Annotated in this window: 11 protein-coding genes and 1 pseudogene; 4 read left to right on the forward strand and 8 right to left on the reverse strand. The window is 49.1% G+C overall.

Features of this window, described 5'->3' with window-relative positions:
- The coding region (locus GF401_02780) for a hypothetical protein (protein MBD3343969.1) at positions 1-1,596 on the forward strand (1,596 nt) is incomplete at its 5' end.
- 26 nt (positions 1,597-1,622) lie between these two features.
- Here GF401_02780 and GF401_02785 read toward each other — a convergent pair.
- The 3 genes from GF401_02785 to GF401_02795 all read right to left on the reverse strand — a co-directional run bounded on the left by GF401_02785 (position 1,623) and on the right by GF401_02795 (position 6,372).
- A complete protein-coding gene (locus tag GF401_02785; GenBank protein ID MBD3343970.1) occupies positions 1,623-3,689 on the reverse strand; it encodes a T9SS type A sorting domain-containing protein in 2,067 nt (688 codons plus the stop codon).
- A 12-nt stretch (positions 3,690-3,701) separates the two neighbouring features.
- Positions 3,702-5,225 (reverse strand): hypothetical protein, encoded by a 1,524-nt coding sequence (locus GF401_02790; protein MBD3343971.1) that lies wholly within the window; start codon positions 5,223-5,225, stop codon positions 3,702-3,704.
- 268 nt (positions 5,226-5,493) lie between these two features.
- Entirely contained in the window at positions 5,494-6,372 is an 879-nt protein-coding gene (locus tag GF401_02795; protein ID MBD3343972.1) for an NAD(P)H-binding protein, read from the reverse strand.
- 326 nt (positions 6,373-6,698) lie between these two features.
- Here GF401_02795 and GF401_02800 point away from each other — a divergent pair.
- From GF401_02800 to GF401_02810, 3 genes and pseudogenes are all read left to right on the forward strand, one after another.
- Positions 6,699-7,970, forward strand: a pseudogene (locus GF401_02800) (hypothetical protein).
- A 655-nt stretch (positions 7,971-8,625) separates the two neighbouring features.
- A complete protein-coding gene (locus GF401_02805; GenBank protein MBD3343973.1) occupies positions 8,626-9,501 on the forward strand; it encodes a sterol desaturase family protein in 876 nt (291 codons plus the stop codon).
- 113 nt (positions 9,502-9,614) lie between these two features.
- A complete protein-coding gene (locus GF401_02810) occupies positions 9,615-11,798 on the forward strand; it encodes a bifunctional alpha,alpha-trehalose-phosphate synthase (UDP-forming)/trehalose-phosphatase (GenBank protein MBD3343974.1) in 2,184 nt (727 codons plus the stop codon).
- A gap of 22 nt (positions 11,799-11,820) precedes the next feature.
- Here the strand turns inward: GF401_02810 and GF401_02815 are convergent, their stop codons facing one another.
- The 5 genes from GF401_02815 to lepB form a co-directional block, all read right to left on the reverse strand.
- Positions 11,821-14,454, reverse strand: a complete 2,634-nt coding sequence (locus GF401_02815) for a hypothetical protein (protein MBD3343975.1) — start codon at positions 14,452-14,454, stop codon at positions 11,821-11,823.
- 49 nt (positions 14,455-14,503) lie between these two features.
- The gene (locus GF401_02820; protein MBD3343976.1) at positions 14,504-14,968 is read right to left on the reverse strand and encodes a DUF4112 domain-containing protein; all 465 of its coding nucleotides are present in this window, start codon (positions 14,966-14,968) and stop codon (positions 14,504-14,506) included.
- A 25-nt stretch (positions 14,969-14,993) separates the two neighbouring features.
- The gene (locus GF401_02825) at positions 14,994-15,506 is read right to left on the reverse strand and encodes a DinB family protein (protein MBD3343977.1); all 513 of its coding nucleotides are present in this window, start codon (positions 15,504-15,506) and stop codon (positions 14,994-14,996) included.
- 116 nt (positions 15,507-15,622) lie between these two features.
- The gene (locus tag GF401_02830; GenBank protein MBD3343978.1) at positions 15,623-16,099 is read right to left on the reverse strand and encodes an NYN domain-containing protein; all 477 of its coding nucleotides are present in this window, start codon (positions 16,097-16,099) and stop codon (positions 15,623-15,625) included.
- A 7-nt stretch (positions 16,100-16,106) separates the two neighbouring features.
- Positions 16,107-17,156 carry a signal peptidase I gene (gene lepB / locus GF401_02835; GenBank protein ID MBD3343979.1) on the reverse strand — a complete coding sequence of 350 codons (1,050 nt, stop codon included), beginning with the start codon at positions 17,154-17,156 and terminating at the stop codon, positions 16,107-16,109.
- Positions 17,157-17,348 lie beyond the last annotated feature (192 nt).

Below are 17,348 nucleotides of genomic sequence, written 5' to 3' on the forward strand. Positions count from 1 at the left end.
CCCCCCGGAATACCATCGGGACTGCAGAGCGGTACCATAACGCCCATGAGCATAACCCTGCAATGGAATGCATCATCCGACAACGATGCCGTCAAAGAATACCTGGTATTCCTTGACAATACACTCGTCGCCCGTCCTGCCGCTACCACGTATACCGCAGAATATCTGCAGCAGTGCAGCTCCTATGAATTCGCCGTTGCCGCCCGGGATTTTTCGGGAAACACCTCAGATAAGAGCGAGCCGCTTACGTTGCAAACAGACTGCCCCAACGACACTCAAAAACCATCACAACCCGTCAATATCAGGGCTCCCGGTATCACGATATCGTCGGTGTCGCTCGCCTGGGACGCCTCTTCGGATAATGTCGGCGTGACAGGTTATGATATTTACAATGGCACTGCATTTCTGGCAACGGTATCGAATCCGGAATTTACTTATTCAAACATGCAGCCCGGCGACAGTCTGATAATCACGATCGTTGCAAAAGACGGCGCCGGGAATGTATCGGACCAAAGTACAGTGTTCAAAACCGCCGCAAAAACAATCCCTTCGGTTTCGCTGCCTTTCAGTGTGAATATCGGTGGAAATAATGCCGGTGATTTCCTTGCAGACAAAGCCTGGTTTGACAATAGCGATTATGGCTATACGCCCGGGGGCTCAACCAAATCGAGTGATAAAGTGGTAAATACCTCCAACGATGCTGTATATAAAGTACAGCGATACCGGCAATTCGGTTATCGGGTACGTGTCCCCCATGCATGCACCTATGATATCCGGCTTATGTTCTGTGAACTCAACCCGAATGCCGACCCGGGCGCCCGTCGGTTTAAAGTCTTTATCGATGGCCAAAGTATTACCGGCGATTATATCGATGTAAGCAGCGAGGTTGGCATTTACAAACCTTATGATATCACCATGCAGGCGTCATGCGGAGCCGATCGCCTGCTGAATTTCGCCTTTACGGCTGCAAACGGCAACCCGATCCTGAACGGTCTTTCTATCGACATGGCCGAGGCGTATGCTTTTACCATGTCACTTGATGGCAAACAGCTTCTTGTTGATGATCCGCTCTCTATTACCTGGAAAACGAATGTCGGCATTGTTGATGATGCTCGTCTGTGGGTCTCGCCCGATTCGGGCAGCACCTGGGCAGAGATTACCGAAAATTCGATAAAAGAATACGACTCGACCTGGCAGAATTATCAATGGAACGTTCCTGCCGCTATCGGAAATGTGCAATTGCAGGATACGTATTGCATACTGAAAATAACCGACTATGATAAAATAAAAAAAGCATTTTCGGACGGTTATTTTCTTATCAAGGGCTCCTCGGCAATCGACCGCCGGCGTTTATCGTTTATCTCAAAAACTACGCCCTTTACAATTACCCCATCATTTTTATTGATACATAACCATAGCAATCAGCCTGCACTCGCAGAACTTATAAGTATGCAGGGTGATATTATATGGAACAGGCAGGTGCCGAGCTCTGCGCAATTGCAGTTTGATTTCTCTCTACTTTCGCAAGGGGCATATATTCTGCGTATGCATATCGGAGGTGATTTCTACCTGAAGAAAATTGTCGCCCAGAAATAACGCTGCCCGATTGTGGGAATTTGCAGTCATTCTCCAACGACAATCCTGCGAGACAAATTTTGGCCGCCGGAATATATTCTTAAGAAGTAAACTCCTGGAGCCATCGATACAAGTTCCAAACCCGTATTGGGAACAGAATCAAGCGTCCGTCGATAAACAACCCTCCCCTTCTGATCGAACACCTGCACGTGCACAACCGCCGCCGTGCCGTTACCGCTATGCGGTACATGCGTATAATAATCTTTCGTCAATTGCAGCTTCATCACGCCGGGGGCTCCGGATTCAAGCTTCTCGGGAATTGCCGACGACACACCAATAGCAGCGGTGCTTACCTGCAAAGAAAGACCGCCGCCAGTCATAACCGTATCGATCGTCATGCTGAAATCGCCATGAGTGCAACTAATTTTGTATGTGCCGTTATAGCACCGCACTGAGAGCTTCCCTTCCGAATCGGTGGTCCCGACCGTATCGGTCCACCACTGGTTTTTCACGAGATCGATCCAGGCTTCACCATGCTCACGCAGGGTCCAGTCTTCGTCAAAGAGTGCGGCATCGGGCCGCCAGTGCCGCCCTGCCCAGAATCCCCACATGATAATGCCCGTGATCGATGGATGACTATATAAAACAGTCATGAAATCACGCAGATAGTGTGCCTTCAGTGAATCATCAGTGAGATTGATATCAAATTCGGTCGATTGCATGGAGAGTCCGAGCGAATCGAACCGCTGCAGCACGCTCCAGAGACGGGCGGGCGGGGTCAGATCACTGCCGAAATGGCTTTGCAAACCAATACCGTCGATTGGCGCTCCATTGTCTTTGAGGAATTTTATCGTGTTATAGTAATGGTCCTGATGAGCCGTATTATCGCCGCCACTCGAAAGAATCGCATAGTCGTTGATATAGAGCGGCGTTTCAGGCGCGGCATTATCGGCACGCTTGAACCATTCAACCATTTCATCGTTGCCTAAAATATCCATGACATCGTGATTTGTATAGGGCTCGTTGATAACGTCCCATTCAGAGATATACTCTTTGCACACAGTAACTTCTTCGGTGATATGCTCGTTGATTCGTGTGCGCAAAGCATCAGGATTGCCCGCCAGGGCCTCTGCATCCGACGGCATGTGTCGCCACGAAGGCCATATCAGACAATGCCCGCGAACATCGATACCCTGTTCGTTAAGCCAAGCGAGCCCATCGAGGGTACGCTGACGCTGTCCCATGTTTTCCCACGCCCAGTCGCTCCATTTGAGTTCATTTTCGATAACGACCCTGTTGAAAAGCTTGACAATCCATTCACGGTAGGTGGCGGCATTCTGCGAGTTCGGGTCCATAATCGTTCCGCACACCACCGCAGAACCGAAACCGAACGTATGCTGCTTCATTTCCACCTCCACCCGGGCGCCGGGAACAGGATCCCCCGAACCGTCGTTGACCCGTATATCCAGCATTCCTGTACGGTATTGCCGAATTCTGTCTTCAGCCTCAGCCCGCCAGGGAGCGTCGGGCTCCATCCCGGGATAGGTGACTTGGGTTCGCGGAAGATCGTCGATCGCAAGTGTTTTTCTGTAATTGAGCACCTTTACACCACCAATTTCAACAGTCTGGGGATCGTACCCGCACTTCAGATTAACCTGCGCATCACCTGCCGCATAATTATCGCTGCATTGAAAGGGAATATAGCAGGTTTTCCATTCGTCACTGCCGGTCCGCAACAGCATGCTCGCAGATTTAGTGTAGGGAGTACCGGCCTTTTCGAAAATGAATCCCACCTTTACTTCACCGGTCTCAACCGATGATTCTATTGCGCGAAGATAAGCTATGCCCAGAAGAATATCATCTCCGGCCACAGAGGTTATTGTGGGAGTGTTGAGCTGGAAGAGGTAATCGTTGGCCGGTTTCGACGTCGTCGTAACTTCAATCGCCTCGGTAAAAGGCTGCCCGCTCACCGAAACGATCCGCATGGAACCATCGGAACCCTGCAGAGAAAAATTGTTGATATCGGTGGAAATCACATTGTCACCGCCGGGGGGTATTGCCCGGACCTGTGCAAAGAAGAACACTATACTTGTACACAAGATAACCATACGCATAGTTACCGTCTCCTATCGGATCTGTTGAGTGATATATACACCCTGCACCAGGCTACTTGACCGCAGAATATTTCGACCAAGCAGGTCATAACCGGAAGGGACATACAGATTTTTATGATTGTTTTTAACATAAAGTAAGGTGTAACCGGTCGGTGTGTTACTTCGAATACCACCCATCCGTTCGGGAGGCAGCACTGTTGCCCCGTCATATTCGACAGCACCGGCATCGAAAGGAGCGATGCGGGAAGAAAAATTCAGATCGGTAGCGACAGCATGCGAAGGACCGGCCGCGCCGATAAGCGGCGACCCCGAAGACGGTCGTGCATCATAATGCGTGCCGTCCCAGGTTATATCCATAAAATCCTGAAGACCCGTCCCCTCTTCATATCCCCCGCTTGCTTTCGATACGCTGCCGTAAACTACATTACCGGCAATTGTTACCCCCGAAGACCCGTTGGGGAAATTCAATGCCGTTCCGGTACTGTAAACCGCATTGTTGGCAAAGACCATGTTTTCCCGCCCATTCCAGCTCGAGAGACGGCAGGCAAGGCCATCATTGACTATCGTATTATGTATCACCTGCAAATTAGTCGTCTGTCCCTGGTGATCGTGGCAATGGAAAGCATCGCCGCCGCCCGAAATAATCAGATTGTTCCCGACAATGGCTTCCCCCTGCACCTGCATTGTGTTGCTGTTGCTCCTGAGGACCGTGTTGTTTTCGATAACATTGATACCCTTGCCGTCGGTGCCGTAAGCAATGATACAGGGGTAATTGGTATCGTACACATAATTGCCGACAATCCAGTTGTTGTAGCTCCCCTGTTTGATTTCGATACCATCGCCCTGCGTACCGCCGCAGTCATGGATCGTATTGAATGCAATTACCGAATAGCGCATCACATAGGCACTGTTGTTTGCTCCCAGATACATGCCCTCGGAGGTCGCATTTGACGGTCCCGGATTGTAAACATGATTCCGCGTCAGATAGAGGTACTCGGTATTGGCGGAATTTGCCGTAATCCCCACATTGCCGCCGTCGTGTAACTCGCAACTGTCGACCCACACATTGGCGCACCGGTACAAACGGAGCATTGAGCTCCCGCCGGTGAATTCGAGCCCCCTGAAACAGACGAACGTGGTGGTATCACCGCTTTGGGCGGCAACATTCATGACATTCTGATTGGCGTCAGGCCGGGTTATCACCGGTTCAGCACCTTCGGCGGCAACAATCCGGATCGGGTTCTGCCAGGTCCCGTGCAGCACGACATTCCACCATTTGTTAACCGAATAGGTTCCGGTACCGATCTCCAGACAGTCACCGGCAATAAGCGAATCAATCGCCTCGGCGAGCGCGGCGCCGTTCTGTGTCGATGATTTATTCTCATCAAAGGTCAGGGTAATTGTCCGAAGCGGCCGGGTGTCTTTCCATGAGGGAAAAGGGGAACTTTCGGTCCAGGGCCGGGTTGGATCCGCGTGCACGATTAAACAGCAAGCCGCCAGAATAATCATTACGGCACAGAATCGATATGCAACCATTGATCATACCCTCCATATTATCCGAATAAAAGAACGTGCCCTTCTATAAAGATAATTTCTCCGGGCAATTTATCAATGATTGGCGTACTCTAATCTTCCACCGTCGCCAAAAACAAGGACAATAGTAATCCAGCAATTTCATTCTCCACATTGCGTCCGGATAATGGATGAAGCTCCACTCCTGCGCACTATTACTCAACCACTATTGTCCCAAAAATGTATTTCTCACGTTCCCTGAAATATTGTTAAAACCATCAAGACTTTCATTTTATATCCGGACCCGCACCGACTCTCCCACAATTGTGGCCCAGTGCATTTCAATCCAGTTCCGAAAGGTTTTCAGCTCAGGATAGGTTTTCCTCAACGCCGGAATATCGGCTTCGTAGCCCCGGACATTGAACCACTCCATCATGATCGCATATTCATCACTGAACGCCTGTATCTCCTCGATCGGTATCTGATGATATTTTACCTCCTTTTGCATTATATGAGCAAATCCATTTGCAATATCAGGTCCGGTAAGCTCATCACCGGCAATATCGATCTCCTTACCGATATATTCATCGGGATTTTTAAATGCCAGGGCCGCAAATGCCCCGATATCATCGACTGCGATCATCTGGAGCCGTTTTTGGGGATCAAGCCCCAGTGCTAATGTCCCCTCACGAATAGAAGACAGCATATCGGACGCCATAAAGTTTTCCATAAAAAACACCGGCCTGAGAATGGTGTAGCGTAATCCCAGCGACCGGATATGCTCTTCGATTTTCCATTTACTCTCGAAATGGGGAATACCGGTCGAACGATACGCACTCCCCACACTGCTGTAGACAAAATGTGCAACACCCACCTTTTTCGCTTCATCGGCAAGCGTCTTGCCCTGTTGGACCTCCTTATTAAAACCGTGTTCCCAGAACTGTTGAACACTGTAGACCCCATACACCCCATCAAGGGCTTTGCGTACAGACTGAGGATCGCCCAGATCTCCTTTCACAATCTCAACACCTTTCTGACGAAACGCCAAAGCCTCGTCCTTATCCGGCGACCGTGTCAGCGCTCGAAGGTCCCAGCCATCTTTCAACAAATGACGGGCGACTGCGCCACCTTGCCTTCCCGTAGCACCGGTTACTAATATTTTGCCAGCCATGATCGGCCTCCTTTCGCATTCTAAACATTATAAATAGAGTATTTGTTACTTCTCTCTATAAAGAATCAAATATTATGCCACATGTGAAGTTTGTCGAGTATGAGAAAGATGCGGGCATTGATACGCAAACCCAAAAAACTTTATCTTGCCTTACTCCCCACCTTTTACTATCTTGTCATTACAGGCATGCCGGCATCAATCTCATCCCCTGAGACATCCGGGATCCAATTCAAAAGAGGAGGGAATCGATGAACCATCGTTTTTGTGCAGCAAAATCAGAAGCGATCGGCTTGCTTTTGTGCGGCTTTCTGCAAATCAATGCCGCGATGATAACCACGGTCGGGGAACTCGTCGATGCCGTCAACCACGGTTCCGACGGTGATGTTGTCACGATCGCTGCCGGCACGTTCGAGCTTACTGCTCCATTGACCCCGCAACCGAACATGACTATTTCGGGCGCCGGCGCAAACAAGACAATAATTACCGCAGCAGCATCGTGGAAACCCGATACTACCGACCTTCCCGATAATGCAACCGACCATACTTCGGTCAACCAGAATGCCTATCTCATCAATTTACGCGATAGAATAACCGGCATTACTGTTTCGGACCTGACCCTCACCGGCCCGAATCTCCATGGAGCAGTCTACGGCAACAACTGTGACCATCTTGAGCTGTACAATTTAATGGTAAAAAAGTTCCTCTGGAGCAGTATCCGTACTTTCCGGCTGGACAGCGCAAAAGTACATGACAATGAGTTCATTGATGCCGGTGGAAAATTCGGCCCCGAGGGTGGAGCGCTATTTCTTACCTGGACAACCGATTCCGAATTCTGGAATAATCGAATTACAAAATCTCCCGATTGGCCCCGCAATTTCTATGGCTTTAAAGGCCGTAAGGGAACCCGATGCCGTTTTCATCATAATGATGTCCGGGTTCAGTTCTCATTCGAATTTCCCTTCCAGCACGATGCAAATGTGGAAATCGATCATAACCATTTTACCGGCACAATATCTATCCCCAAACATGCAGGGGGAAATATTCCCGACAGCGGTTATACCTTTCATATTCATCACAACTGGCTTCAACGGTCATATGCACTGGAATGGTCCCGCAATGGGGCGAAAATCGATCATAACCTGTTCGATTTTGACACGAGTGTCGACGGCGGTAATCTGATCACCGACCATGGAGATGTAGCTTCACCCGGTCCGACCGAATTCCACGATAATCTGATCAAAAATCCCGGACGAGGCGTTTTCTGGAGCGGCGTGGTCGACAATAACATCTCTTTCCACAACAATCATGTTAAAGCCACTACCACTATCACCCCTCGTACCGAGGGTTTTTTCGGATTTAATACATCAACCGATTTCAGCACAATCGAAATTGTCGACAATATATTCGAATGTTACCACACCTCTCGCCCCCTGATGCGCAACAGCGCAAGTTACAATGCGGTTATCGAAAACAATACTCTGGTAAACATAAGCGACTCCGCATCCTTCGAAAACCCCCATACCGGCGCGCATCGGGGACCGCTGGAGGACCTCTTTTTCCCCTGTGGTGTTGATGGTGAGTATACCGTCGATGGCTGGGATGTGTATGAGACCGGATCTTCATCAACAACACGCACCGCATTCTCAAGTACAATGCCGGCGAATATGATAAGCCGCCCAAATGTAGGTATCAGCAAATGTATCCTCTGGGAAAGCGGCAATATTCAACCATCTGCTCACCGGAGCATCTACACTGTTCGGGGACAAAAAGTCAATGTTTTGGGTTCATCACTCCTCCGCCCAAAGATTGGCAAAGGTGTGCTGGTAGTTGAAAATGATGGAAAATAAGCGTATCTGAAATCCATCGAAATCCAGGGAATCTTGGATGCAGGAATCGAATACAGGGACAAAGGTAGAGGAGTAGTTTAAGAATCTAAAGCACCAAGCACAAGACGACATGAATCAAATAAAAATCAAATCCCTTAAGCTCCTATTCTACCTCCGGCTCTCGGTTTCATTCCCCCCTCCCCTCTCATACCTTTCTAACACTCCGGCAATTATATTTATATAATGTTACCGATGCGCTTCAGCGGCTGGTCGAATCCGGTGAAACCAATGCATTCACCCCTCAGTTCCGTCTTCGCCATGAAAGTGAACGTGCTGATGGTATGTACGTATCGACCTGGCCAAGCGCGGAATGGGCATATGATGAAAAACCGCAACTGGTTGTCACCTATACGCTGTCTGGTGACTGATGAATGATATCTTTTCCAGTCTCTCAACTATTACATTTACCATCCTTGGTATAAGTGCGATAGGTTTCTTTGCACTCCAGGAAAAAATCCCCCTTCGGCCAAAAACCAGACCCTTTCGCCACCGCCTGGCGGTCAACGCAGTGCTTGTCGGGTTGACACTAACTACCAGCGCACTTCTTGTCACACCGGTATCCGAATGGATGATGACAAAAGCGGCGAAAGAGGAATTCGGGATTCTTCAATATGTTAAACTTCCTTTCGGAATGCAAACCATTGTCGCGTTTCTTCTTATGGACGCCACGTTCTACTGGTGGCATCGGGCAAATCACCGGATACCTTTCCTCTGGCGTTTCCATAATGTCCATCATATCGACCCCGACCTTGATATTACCACATCCTTCCGTTTCCACGCCGGTGAAATAGCGCTCTCCTCGGGTTTCAGGATTATCCAGATCGGCCTTATCGGGATTTCCGCGCTGGATTTTGTCCTCTATGAACTTATATTCAATATGTCAACAATGTTTCATCACAGTAATTTCCGGTTGCCGATCGGACTGGAACGGTTTCTTAATGTATTTATTGTTACCCCCCGGATGCACGGAATTCACCACTCAAACTATCAGGATGAAACCAACAGCAATTATTCGGTCGTTTTCCGCTGGTGGGACCCATTATGGCGCACCCTTCACCTGAATATACCGCAATCGGCAATTACTATCGGCGTCCCCGCCTATCATGCACCGCAAGATAATCATCTCCGGGCAACGATTACCATGCCCTTCACTCGTCAACGATATTACTGGAAAGGCGACAACGATATCCGGCTTCACCGGGAAGCCGGCACGCTGCCGGATAAAAATCACCTGGCAGCCTGATTCACCCAGCCGATACATCACGTGTTTCTCCTAAAACCAGTTGGTGCACAATTTGCTCGTAATAAAATTGTAGTTAATTATTTACAATGATCCTTTTGGGGAGTTAACCTGTCATGGCACGGATCATCATAGTCTCAAACCGTCTGCCGGTCACGATCAAAAAAAGTCCTGATGGATTCACCTATTCCCGGAGTATCGGCGGACTGGCAACCGCAATGCAATCGGTACATCAGAGTGAAGGAAGTCTATGGGTTGGATGGTGCGGGATGGTTAATGAAGAGCTGGATACTAACGACCGGGAAAAACTTACCGATATTCTCAGACACGATTATAAATGCATCCCCCTGTTTCTTTCTCAGCGGCAGATTGAAGTATTCTATAATTCATTCAGTAATAAAACGGTATGGCCTCTGTTCCATTATTTCCCGCTGCTTTCCGAGTATGATGAAGAATACTGGGATGGATACTGGGAGGTGAATGAAATATTTATGCATACTCTCGAACCGGTAATTCGTGATACGGATATCATCTGGATCCAGGATTATCATCTTATGTTGCTTCCAGGAATGATTCGCAAAAATTTTCCTGCCGCAAAAATCGGTTTTTTTCTTCATATCCCCTTTCCCTCTTTTGAAATTTTCCGGCTCCTTCCCTGGCGTAAAGAATTGCTTCAGGGCATACTCGGTGCGGATCTCATCGGATTTCATACCTACGATTATGTCCGCCATTTCCTCAGCAGCGTGCGGCGCCTTCTCTTTCTCGATGTTTCACTGAGTTCGATCACCACCGATCACCGGGATGCCAAAGCAGATGCATTTCCTCTGGGTGTCGATTTCGACCGGTACCGCCGTTCCGGAGATGATTCGGATGTGCAAAAGAATATCGGACTGTTTCGCAAAAAACTTGCTCAAACACGGATCATATTATCCGTTGACCGGCTCGATTACACCAAGGGAATCCCCTCCCGTCTTCATGCATATCAGTTATTTCTGGAGCAATATCCGCAGTATAAAGAAAAGATCACCCTTATCCTTATTGCAGCGCCCTCACGTATTCAGGTGCATACCTATCAGGAGATAAAACAGCAGATCGAGCAGCTGGTCAGTTTGATAAACGGCAAACACGGGACAGTTGGCTGGACTCCTGTACAATACTTTTTTCGATCCTTTGGATACCTCGAACTCACCGCCCTTTATCATTGTGCCGACATTCTGCTGGTAACACCGTTGCGTGACGGCATGAATCTGGTTGCCAAGGAGTATATGGCGGCTCGTCAGGATCATAGAGGAATAGCCGTCATAAGCGAGACAACCGGAGCAGCGAGCGAATTTAACGAAGCCCTGGTTGTCAACCCGAACAATACGCGTGAGATCGCCGACGCCCTTCACAGAGCACTGAGCATGCCTCCCGAAGAACGCCGGCGTCGGGCCGGGGCAGTTAACCATCGGCTGGAACGCTACGATGTTAAACGGTGGGCCGGGGAATTCCTCCAGAAACTTGATCATGTCATCGATCACCGTCAAAGAATGTGGATGAATAAAATCGACGATACCGATTTACAGCTTCTTTCACAACGGTATCACGATGCACAGGATCGGCTGTTTATTCTCGATTATAACGGCACGCTGGTAGAATTCTCCGATCAGCCTCTTCCCGATGAGGGATTATATAAACTGCTCGATGAGCTTGTGCGTGATACCGGCAATGATGTGGTGATTGTCAGCGGCAGCAACAGGAGATCGATGGATGACTGGTTTGGTTCGCTCGAAGTCCATCTGGTGGCGGAACAGGGTGCATGGATACGCCGGAAAGGAAAAGCATGGGCGCCCCTTGTTACTCATCAGAACAATGACTGGAAAGATGCCGTACGGCCGCTTCTGGAAATTCAAACCGACCGCACCCCCGGCTCCTTTATAACCGAACGATACCATGCACTCCTCTGGCAGTATGATCGATGTACTCCGGAACTGGCCAATGTACGGATTGCCGAATTGCGCGAATCTCTTCTTGGTGTTGATGAACACTTGAGTGTCCGTGTTTATGAAGATACCAGAACGGTCGAGTTGCAGGAAAGCGCTATCAGTAAAGCCCGTGCAGTATCCCGCTGGCTTTCCCGAAGCTCCTATGATTTTATTTTAGCAGCGGGGAATGATTTATCGGATGAGGATATTTTTGCAACCCTTCCGGGGAACGCCTTTTCCATCCGGGTCGGCCACGGCCATACAGACGCGAATTATGTGATCCAATCACCTCACGAGACTCGTCATATGCTGCAGGAGATTATTAAACAATCATAATCATAAGGTGTATACACCGCTTTTATTCGCTGTTGCCCGGGTTTTTTACGATGAGCCGGAGAGAATCCACCCGGATACGGGGTTCACAGGCTTCCTGTGAGACGGCCCCCCTATCCTCTTCTTTTCGCAAGGCATTCTCCGTCCCCTCACCCGCCAAAGGTTGCGCTGCCCCTCCACTCATGATCTCCCGGGCCCGACGGCCTGCTAATTCGGATGCAGCATCCATCATTGCAGGGATGGTTGTTTCCCGTAGACGCCTGTTACTCAAAATCGGAAGCGTCGCGGTCTCTCTCAACTGCTCTTCGGGTATGGAATCGACTCGTTTCCCTGTGTGATCGACTGCGATGTGAATCGGTACCGGCGGGTTGGCAAATTCATCGGTAGAATTGGCGGCGGTTGCAAGAAAAACAGCATCGAAAATCAAGCCGGGCTGGTCATCACTTTCACAGAATGCATAGGCATGCATGCCGGTTGAACTGTTCAACAATGTCTCAATACCGCCGTATACTGCAGGATGGTCGATTGAGAGAAAGGTGATATCTTCCCGTCGCAACGCGCAGGTTCGGTCGAAGGTCACCACCGGTCTCGATTCGTTGATACCGGCAAAAAGCTCTTCTTCAATACCCGAACCCCACAAACGGTAACATCTGTTGTCCATGGCTTCGGCAAAAACATTCCGAAACTCGAAAAGATCGAGCATAAACTGCTCGACAGTACCACTGGAGTCTTCATCCCGTATCGTTTCAATAACCGAAATGGCGGTTTCGGCCCGGTAAGGATGAGGTTTAATATATCTGTTCCGGCCGGCGTCCATTTCACGGGTCAATTGTAGTGATAACGCCCGGGCATCCTCGAGAAGGTGTGCAAACGGTCCTTCCCTCCCCCCTTCACCGTCCGCAAGAAACATCTGGAGTCGTTCACCAAGTCTGTCGTAAACCTCTTCTGCCGCAGGCATGATTTTCTCAAGCATCTCAAGCCCTTCATCATACCACCGGGCAAGAATCTCATAGGGGGTTCCGGTTATATACGGTACGTGAATGTTAATCTCCCGGCGACGTCCGATTCGATCGAGCCGTCCGATACGCTGCTCCAACAAACCGGGACTTACCGGAAGGTCGAACATCACCAGATGGCTCACAAATTGTAAATTACGTCCTTCACTCCCGATTTCCGAACAGAGCAACAACCGCGCACCGTCATCCTCCGAAAACCAGGCGGCATTGCGGTCACGCTGAATAATCGAAAGCTCTTCATGAAAAACCGCCGTATCGACAGCAATATGGCGTTTCAATGCATCGATTATCGCTGCTACTTTATTTTTACTTCGACAGATAACCACGAATTTCTCATCTGGATGTGCACGGAGTAAGGCGGCAAGATATGGAACACGGGGATCCTCACCGAGAGTATATTTTTCCTGCAGCGAGGGCGCTGAATCTGCGGTGAATTCCGCCCGTACCCACCTTCTGATCTTCTCGGATGCCGCAAGGCCTTCCCTGTGCACCTTACGGGGTGGAAATCCGCCGACAGTCGAACGGGTTGTGCGAAAGAGCAGGTGATTCTTGCCAAGGAGATCTAATCGCGCCTGATGGCTCTTGACACCATGCTGCAAAGGCGTTGCCGTAAGCAGGAGCATGTCACGACATCGATGAGCGAATTCCCGGGCCAGTGCAAATTCAGGAGAGCCGTGAACCAGATGATGTGCTTCATCGATAATACACATATCCCATCCCGCCTCCAGAGCCAATTGCGATATGGACCGGTTGCCCGAGAGCATTTCAATCGTGCTGAGTACAAAAGGAGCGTTAAGGAACGGATTTGCAGTTTCCTGCAAATTAATCTGCCTGAAATAGAGTTCATCGATGATAGTTGCTGCAAGAGAGAATTTTCGCAGCAACTCGACAAACCAGACATGGAGCATAGACTCGGGTACTAAAATCAGAGCACGGCCTGCCTGGCCGGATACGATAAGCCGGTGAAGAATCAGGGTGGCTTCGATTGTTTTCCCCAACCCGACTTCATCGGCCAGAAGCACACGCCGCACCGGACGGGCGCATACTTCACCTGCGATACCGATCTGATGAGGAATAAGATCGATTCGGCCTCCCGTAAAGCCCCGGGCGGCCGAATGGATGATCGCATTTCTCATGTCAAGACTGCGCCGGCGAAGGATCAGTGCTTTATAATCGGCCTTTGCTCCGGCGAGCAGCAGATGAAGCGGCGTGGCCAGGACAGTATGATCCGAAATCTCGGTCTCTGCAAAACGCTCATCTCGTGTTCGATAGTAGAGAAGCTTATCAACTTCATCCACGCCCTCGATCCTTTTCTCTTCTCCCGAACGCAATGTCATTCGGTCGCCCGGTTTAAGACGAAAACGATGGAGAGGCGCGGTTTCCAGGGAAAACATACGGCTGACCTCACCGCCCCGGAAGCTCAATGTTACCCGTCGACGGTCAAAGACGGTAATTATCCCGATGCCAAGATCGGGCTCGGTCTCGACACTCCACCGCTGCCCCGAGGCAAGGGATTCCGAGCGTATCGGTCCGGGCTTGCTCCCCGCTGTCCTCGCTGCGTGTTGCGCCTCGAGCGGTAAATCATCCTGAAGATCTCCATGCCACTGCCCCCTGTGCTCAACTCCTCGAAGCCGTCGTCTCACCCTGGTATTCCTTCCACCTGCCGCTTACAATAATCTGATTTGATACCAATTAGATAAGACTAATCAGTAAAAGTATCAGGTGTGTAAATGCGTATACTATTAAAAAAAATAAAATCGACAGAACCACTGAAGAAATTAAAATAATTTTTACTCCACTTCCCTGATGTCTTCCTTCTTCATAATGCTCCCTCAGAAGGCGGGCATTTCGCGTGTTTGCCTTGAAAAAGAAATCAAAAATATTACCCAATACCGGAATACTTCCAATTAATGTATCCAGAAGGACATTGATAATCATCCTCACGACAACATTGCCGCTCACGCCATACCGGACCATCATTATCACAAGAGCACTGGATATCAAAAAGGTAACACTATCACCGGCAAAGGGTATTAAGCCGATAAGAGGGTCCAATCCGAACGTGAACCTTGTTCCCGGTATGGTATATTTGGTATCCAGAATCCTCGACACATTGTCAACTATGGTAAAATCCGGTTCAGGCTTCTTGGTGCTCATAGTGTATTCCGGCTTACAAAGAAATTTATAGTTCAGGAGTGCCGGTGAGATAGGGCATATGGGGCGGCCAGGCATTCAATACCTGCCGCACCAAAGCAAATTCCCCGATATGGTATGCATTATGGTCGGCAACCAGGAGCAGCTCCCGGAACAGGGTGTAGGTTTTTGCATGGGGTAAGGGTGCAAAAAGTTCGATCTCCGGATTTTCGGCAAGTTCAATGAGGTCCTTAAGATCGGTGAGAAATTTATTAACCGAAGAATGCCACATGTTTTTATCGGCCTGCTCCTTTGCTTTCGGCCGGTACCCTTCGGGGTAGGAAGGAGAAACATGAGACGGGTTGCGAATAAATTCCAGAATATCCCATTGCGCAATTCGCATATGTTCCAGAAAATGCCAGGGCGCATAGGGAATATCAGGCGACTTTGTGTTAATCAGCCGGATTGGAAACTCTGCCACAACGTCATCGAATGTCATGTGAGCATTACCGCCATCGAGCAGTGCAACAATCTCTTGTCTGATACTCTCATTATTTCTCATAGTAAATCCTCGAATGTAATCTGCTTCTCAGGCTCTGTTTTCAATTTATGGATTTTAATATTGAGCAATTTTAATGCCAGATAGTGTTTGCAGAGAGAGTATTACTGAAGCGTCGGCTATTTGAGCAGCAAATCATCCGCGATTGGAATGAACGATGACGCCGAATTAATCAGGGATTTTGATGTGAGATGAGGAACGCCATATACTTCAACCCGGACTCCAAAATCTTTTTGGATTTTTTGCACCAGCAAATCGAAATCGCCATCCCCGGACGCCAGCACAACGACGTCGGAGAGCTTTGCATATTCCATCACATCGAGCGTAATGCCGACATCCCAGTCACCCTTTGCCGAACCGTCCATACGCTGAATATAGGGTTTCAATTTAACGTCAAAGCCGATTCCCTTCAGGATATTCTGAAACTGCCGCTGTTTTTCATCTCCCCGGTGAATGGCGTAGGCAATCGCTCTTACAATATTTCTTCCTGAAGTCGCTTTCGCCCAGAATGCATTATAATCGAAATTGCAGCGGTAGTAATCTTTTGTGGTATAATAGATATTCTGGACATCGACAAAAAGGCTGACTTTTTTCATATGCACCTCACCCTGCGACTCTTTCCCAGCTGCGAATGAGCTTGCCGAACCGGTTCCAGCGTATTTTCCGCGCCAGGTTCCAGAGAGGGACCTGAGGGTCCATCGAAAAATAGATCATAAGCGCCTGGGCCTTAACAAAAGACCTGTTAACCACCCCCCAATACCGGGAGTCAAGAGAATTGTCTCTGTTGTCGCCAAGCATGAAATAGTTGTCGTTCTTAACAACATACGTACCGACCGGCTCACCCTCCAGGAGCACCTCCGCGAAGAGGTCGACTCCGGACCGATCGATTTCCAGCGATAAAAGGACCTGTTGAGCTACTTGTTGAAGAACGACCCAATTGTCTATCGTATCCAGGCGCGTAAATTCGGCGACTTCATCAAGGGTAAGAAGCCCTTTCAAACCGAGCAGCAGCTTGCGATCGTTGGCAACATCTCCATCGTCAGTAAGAATCAGTCGTAAAGACACTTCCGAACGAGGGTGCTCCTGGTGCACGATATGCTTGAAAAAGAGTGCATCTCGAATCGACAATTTACGGCATCGAATCGTATCGCCGCTCGATGGAATCCGGTAGGGTGCAAAATGCTCTATGCCGTCAAATCCCTGATGTCCATTCATGATATGCTTTCCGTGGGGAGGAAGCACCATCTTTTTTCCATTGACCATAAGCGTACGGTCCCGGATTTCTATAATCTGCCCCGGCCCGGCCACACATCGCTTAATATAAGCTCTTCCGTTGTTGCCCGGAGTTTTAAAAATGACCACTTCGCCCGGACGGGGATCTTTCACCCCGGGAAATTTCAAGTGCGTAAAAGGAACCACGGGCGCTCCATAAACGAATTTCAGGCCCAGAAGCTGATCGCCGATAAGCAGGCTGTCTTCCATGGAGCCCGAGGGAATACGAAATGCCTGCACGACATATACAATAAATATAAGCGCCATGCCAAAGGCGGAAATGGTCTCTTTGGAAAATCGAAGCAATCCTTTCATCTCCCGGTGTGTTTTATATCGCTTTTTCTCCATAGATCCCGTCCTTCTACTGTATACATGATACATGAATAAAATGGTGCAGTGCTATAATATACGATAATTTTCACGGGAGTATAAGGGCGGGCATGCATTTTAAAAAAGACGGCAGCCGGATTTTTCCTGCGCTCTTTCCCAAAAATGCAAAAAAAATTATCGCTATCGATAAATTCTGAAAATATCAGCCCGCCGATATGGCTTATAACCCGAATTCCCCCTCCG

Source organism: Chitinivibrionales bacterium (assembly GCA_014728215.1).
Lineage (GTDB): Bacteria > Fibrobacterota > Chitinivibrionia > Chitinivibrionales > WJKA01 > WJKA01.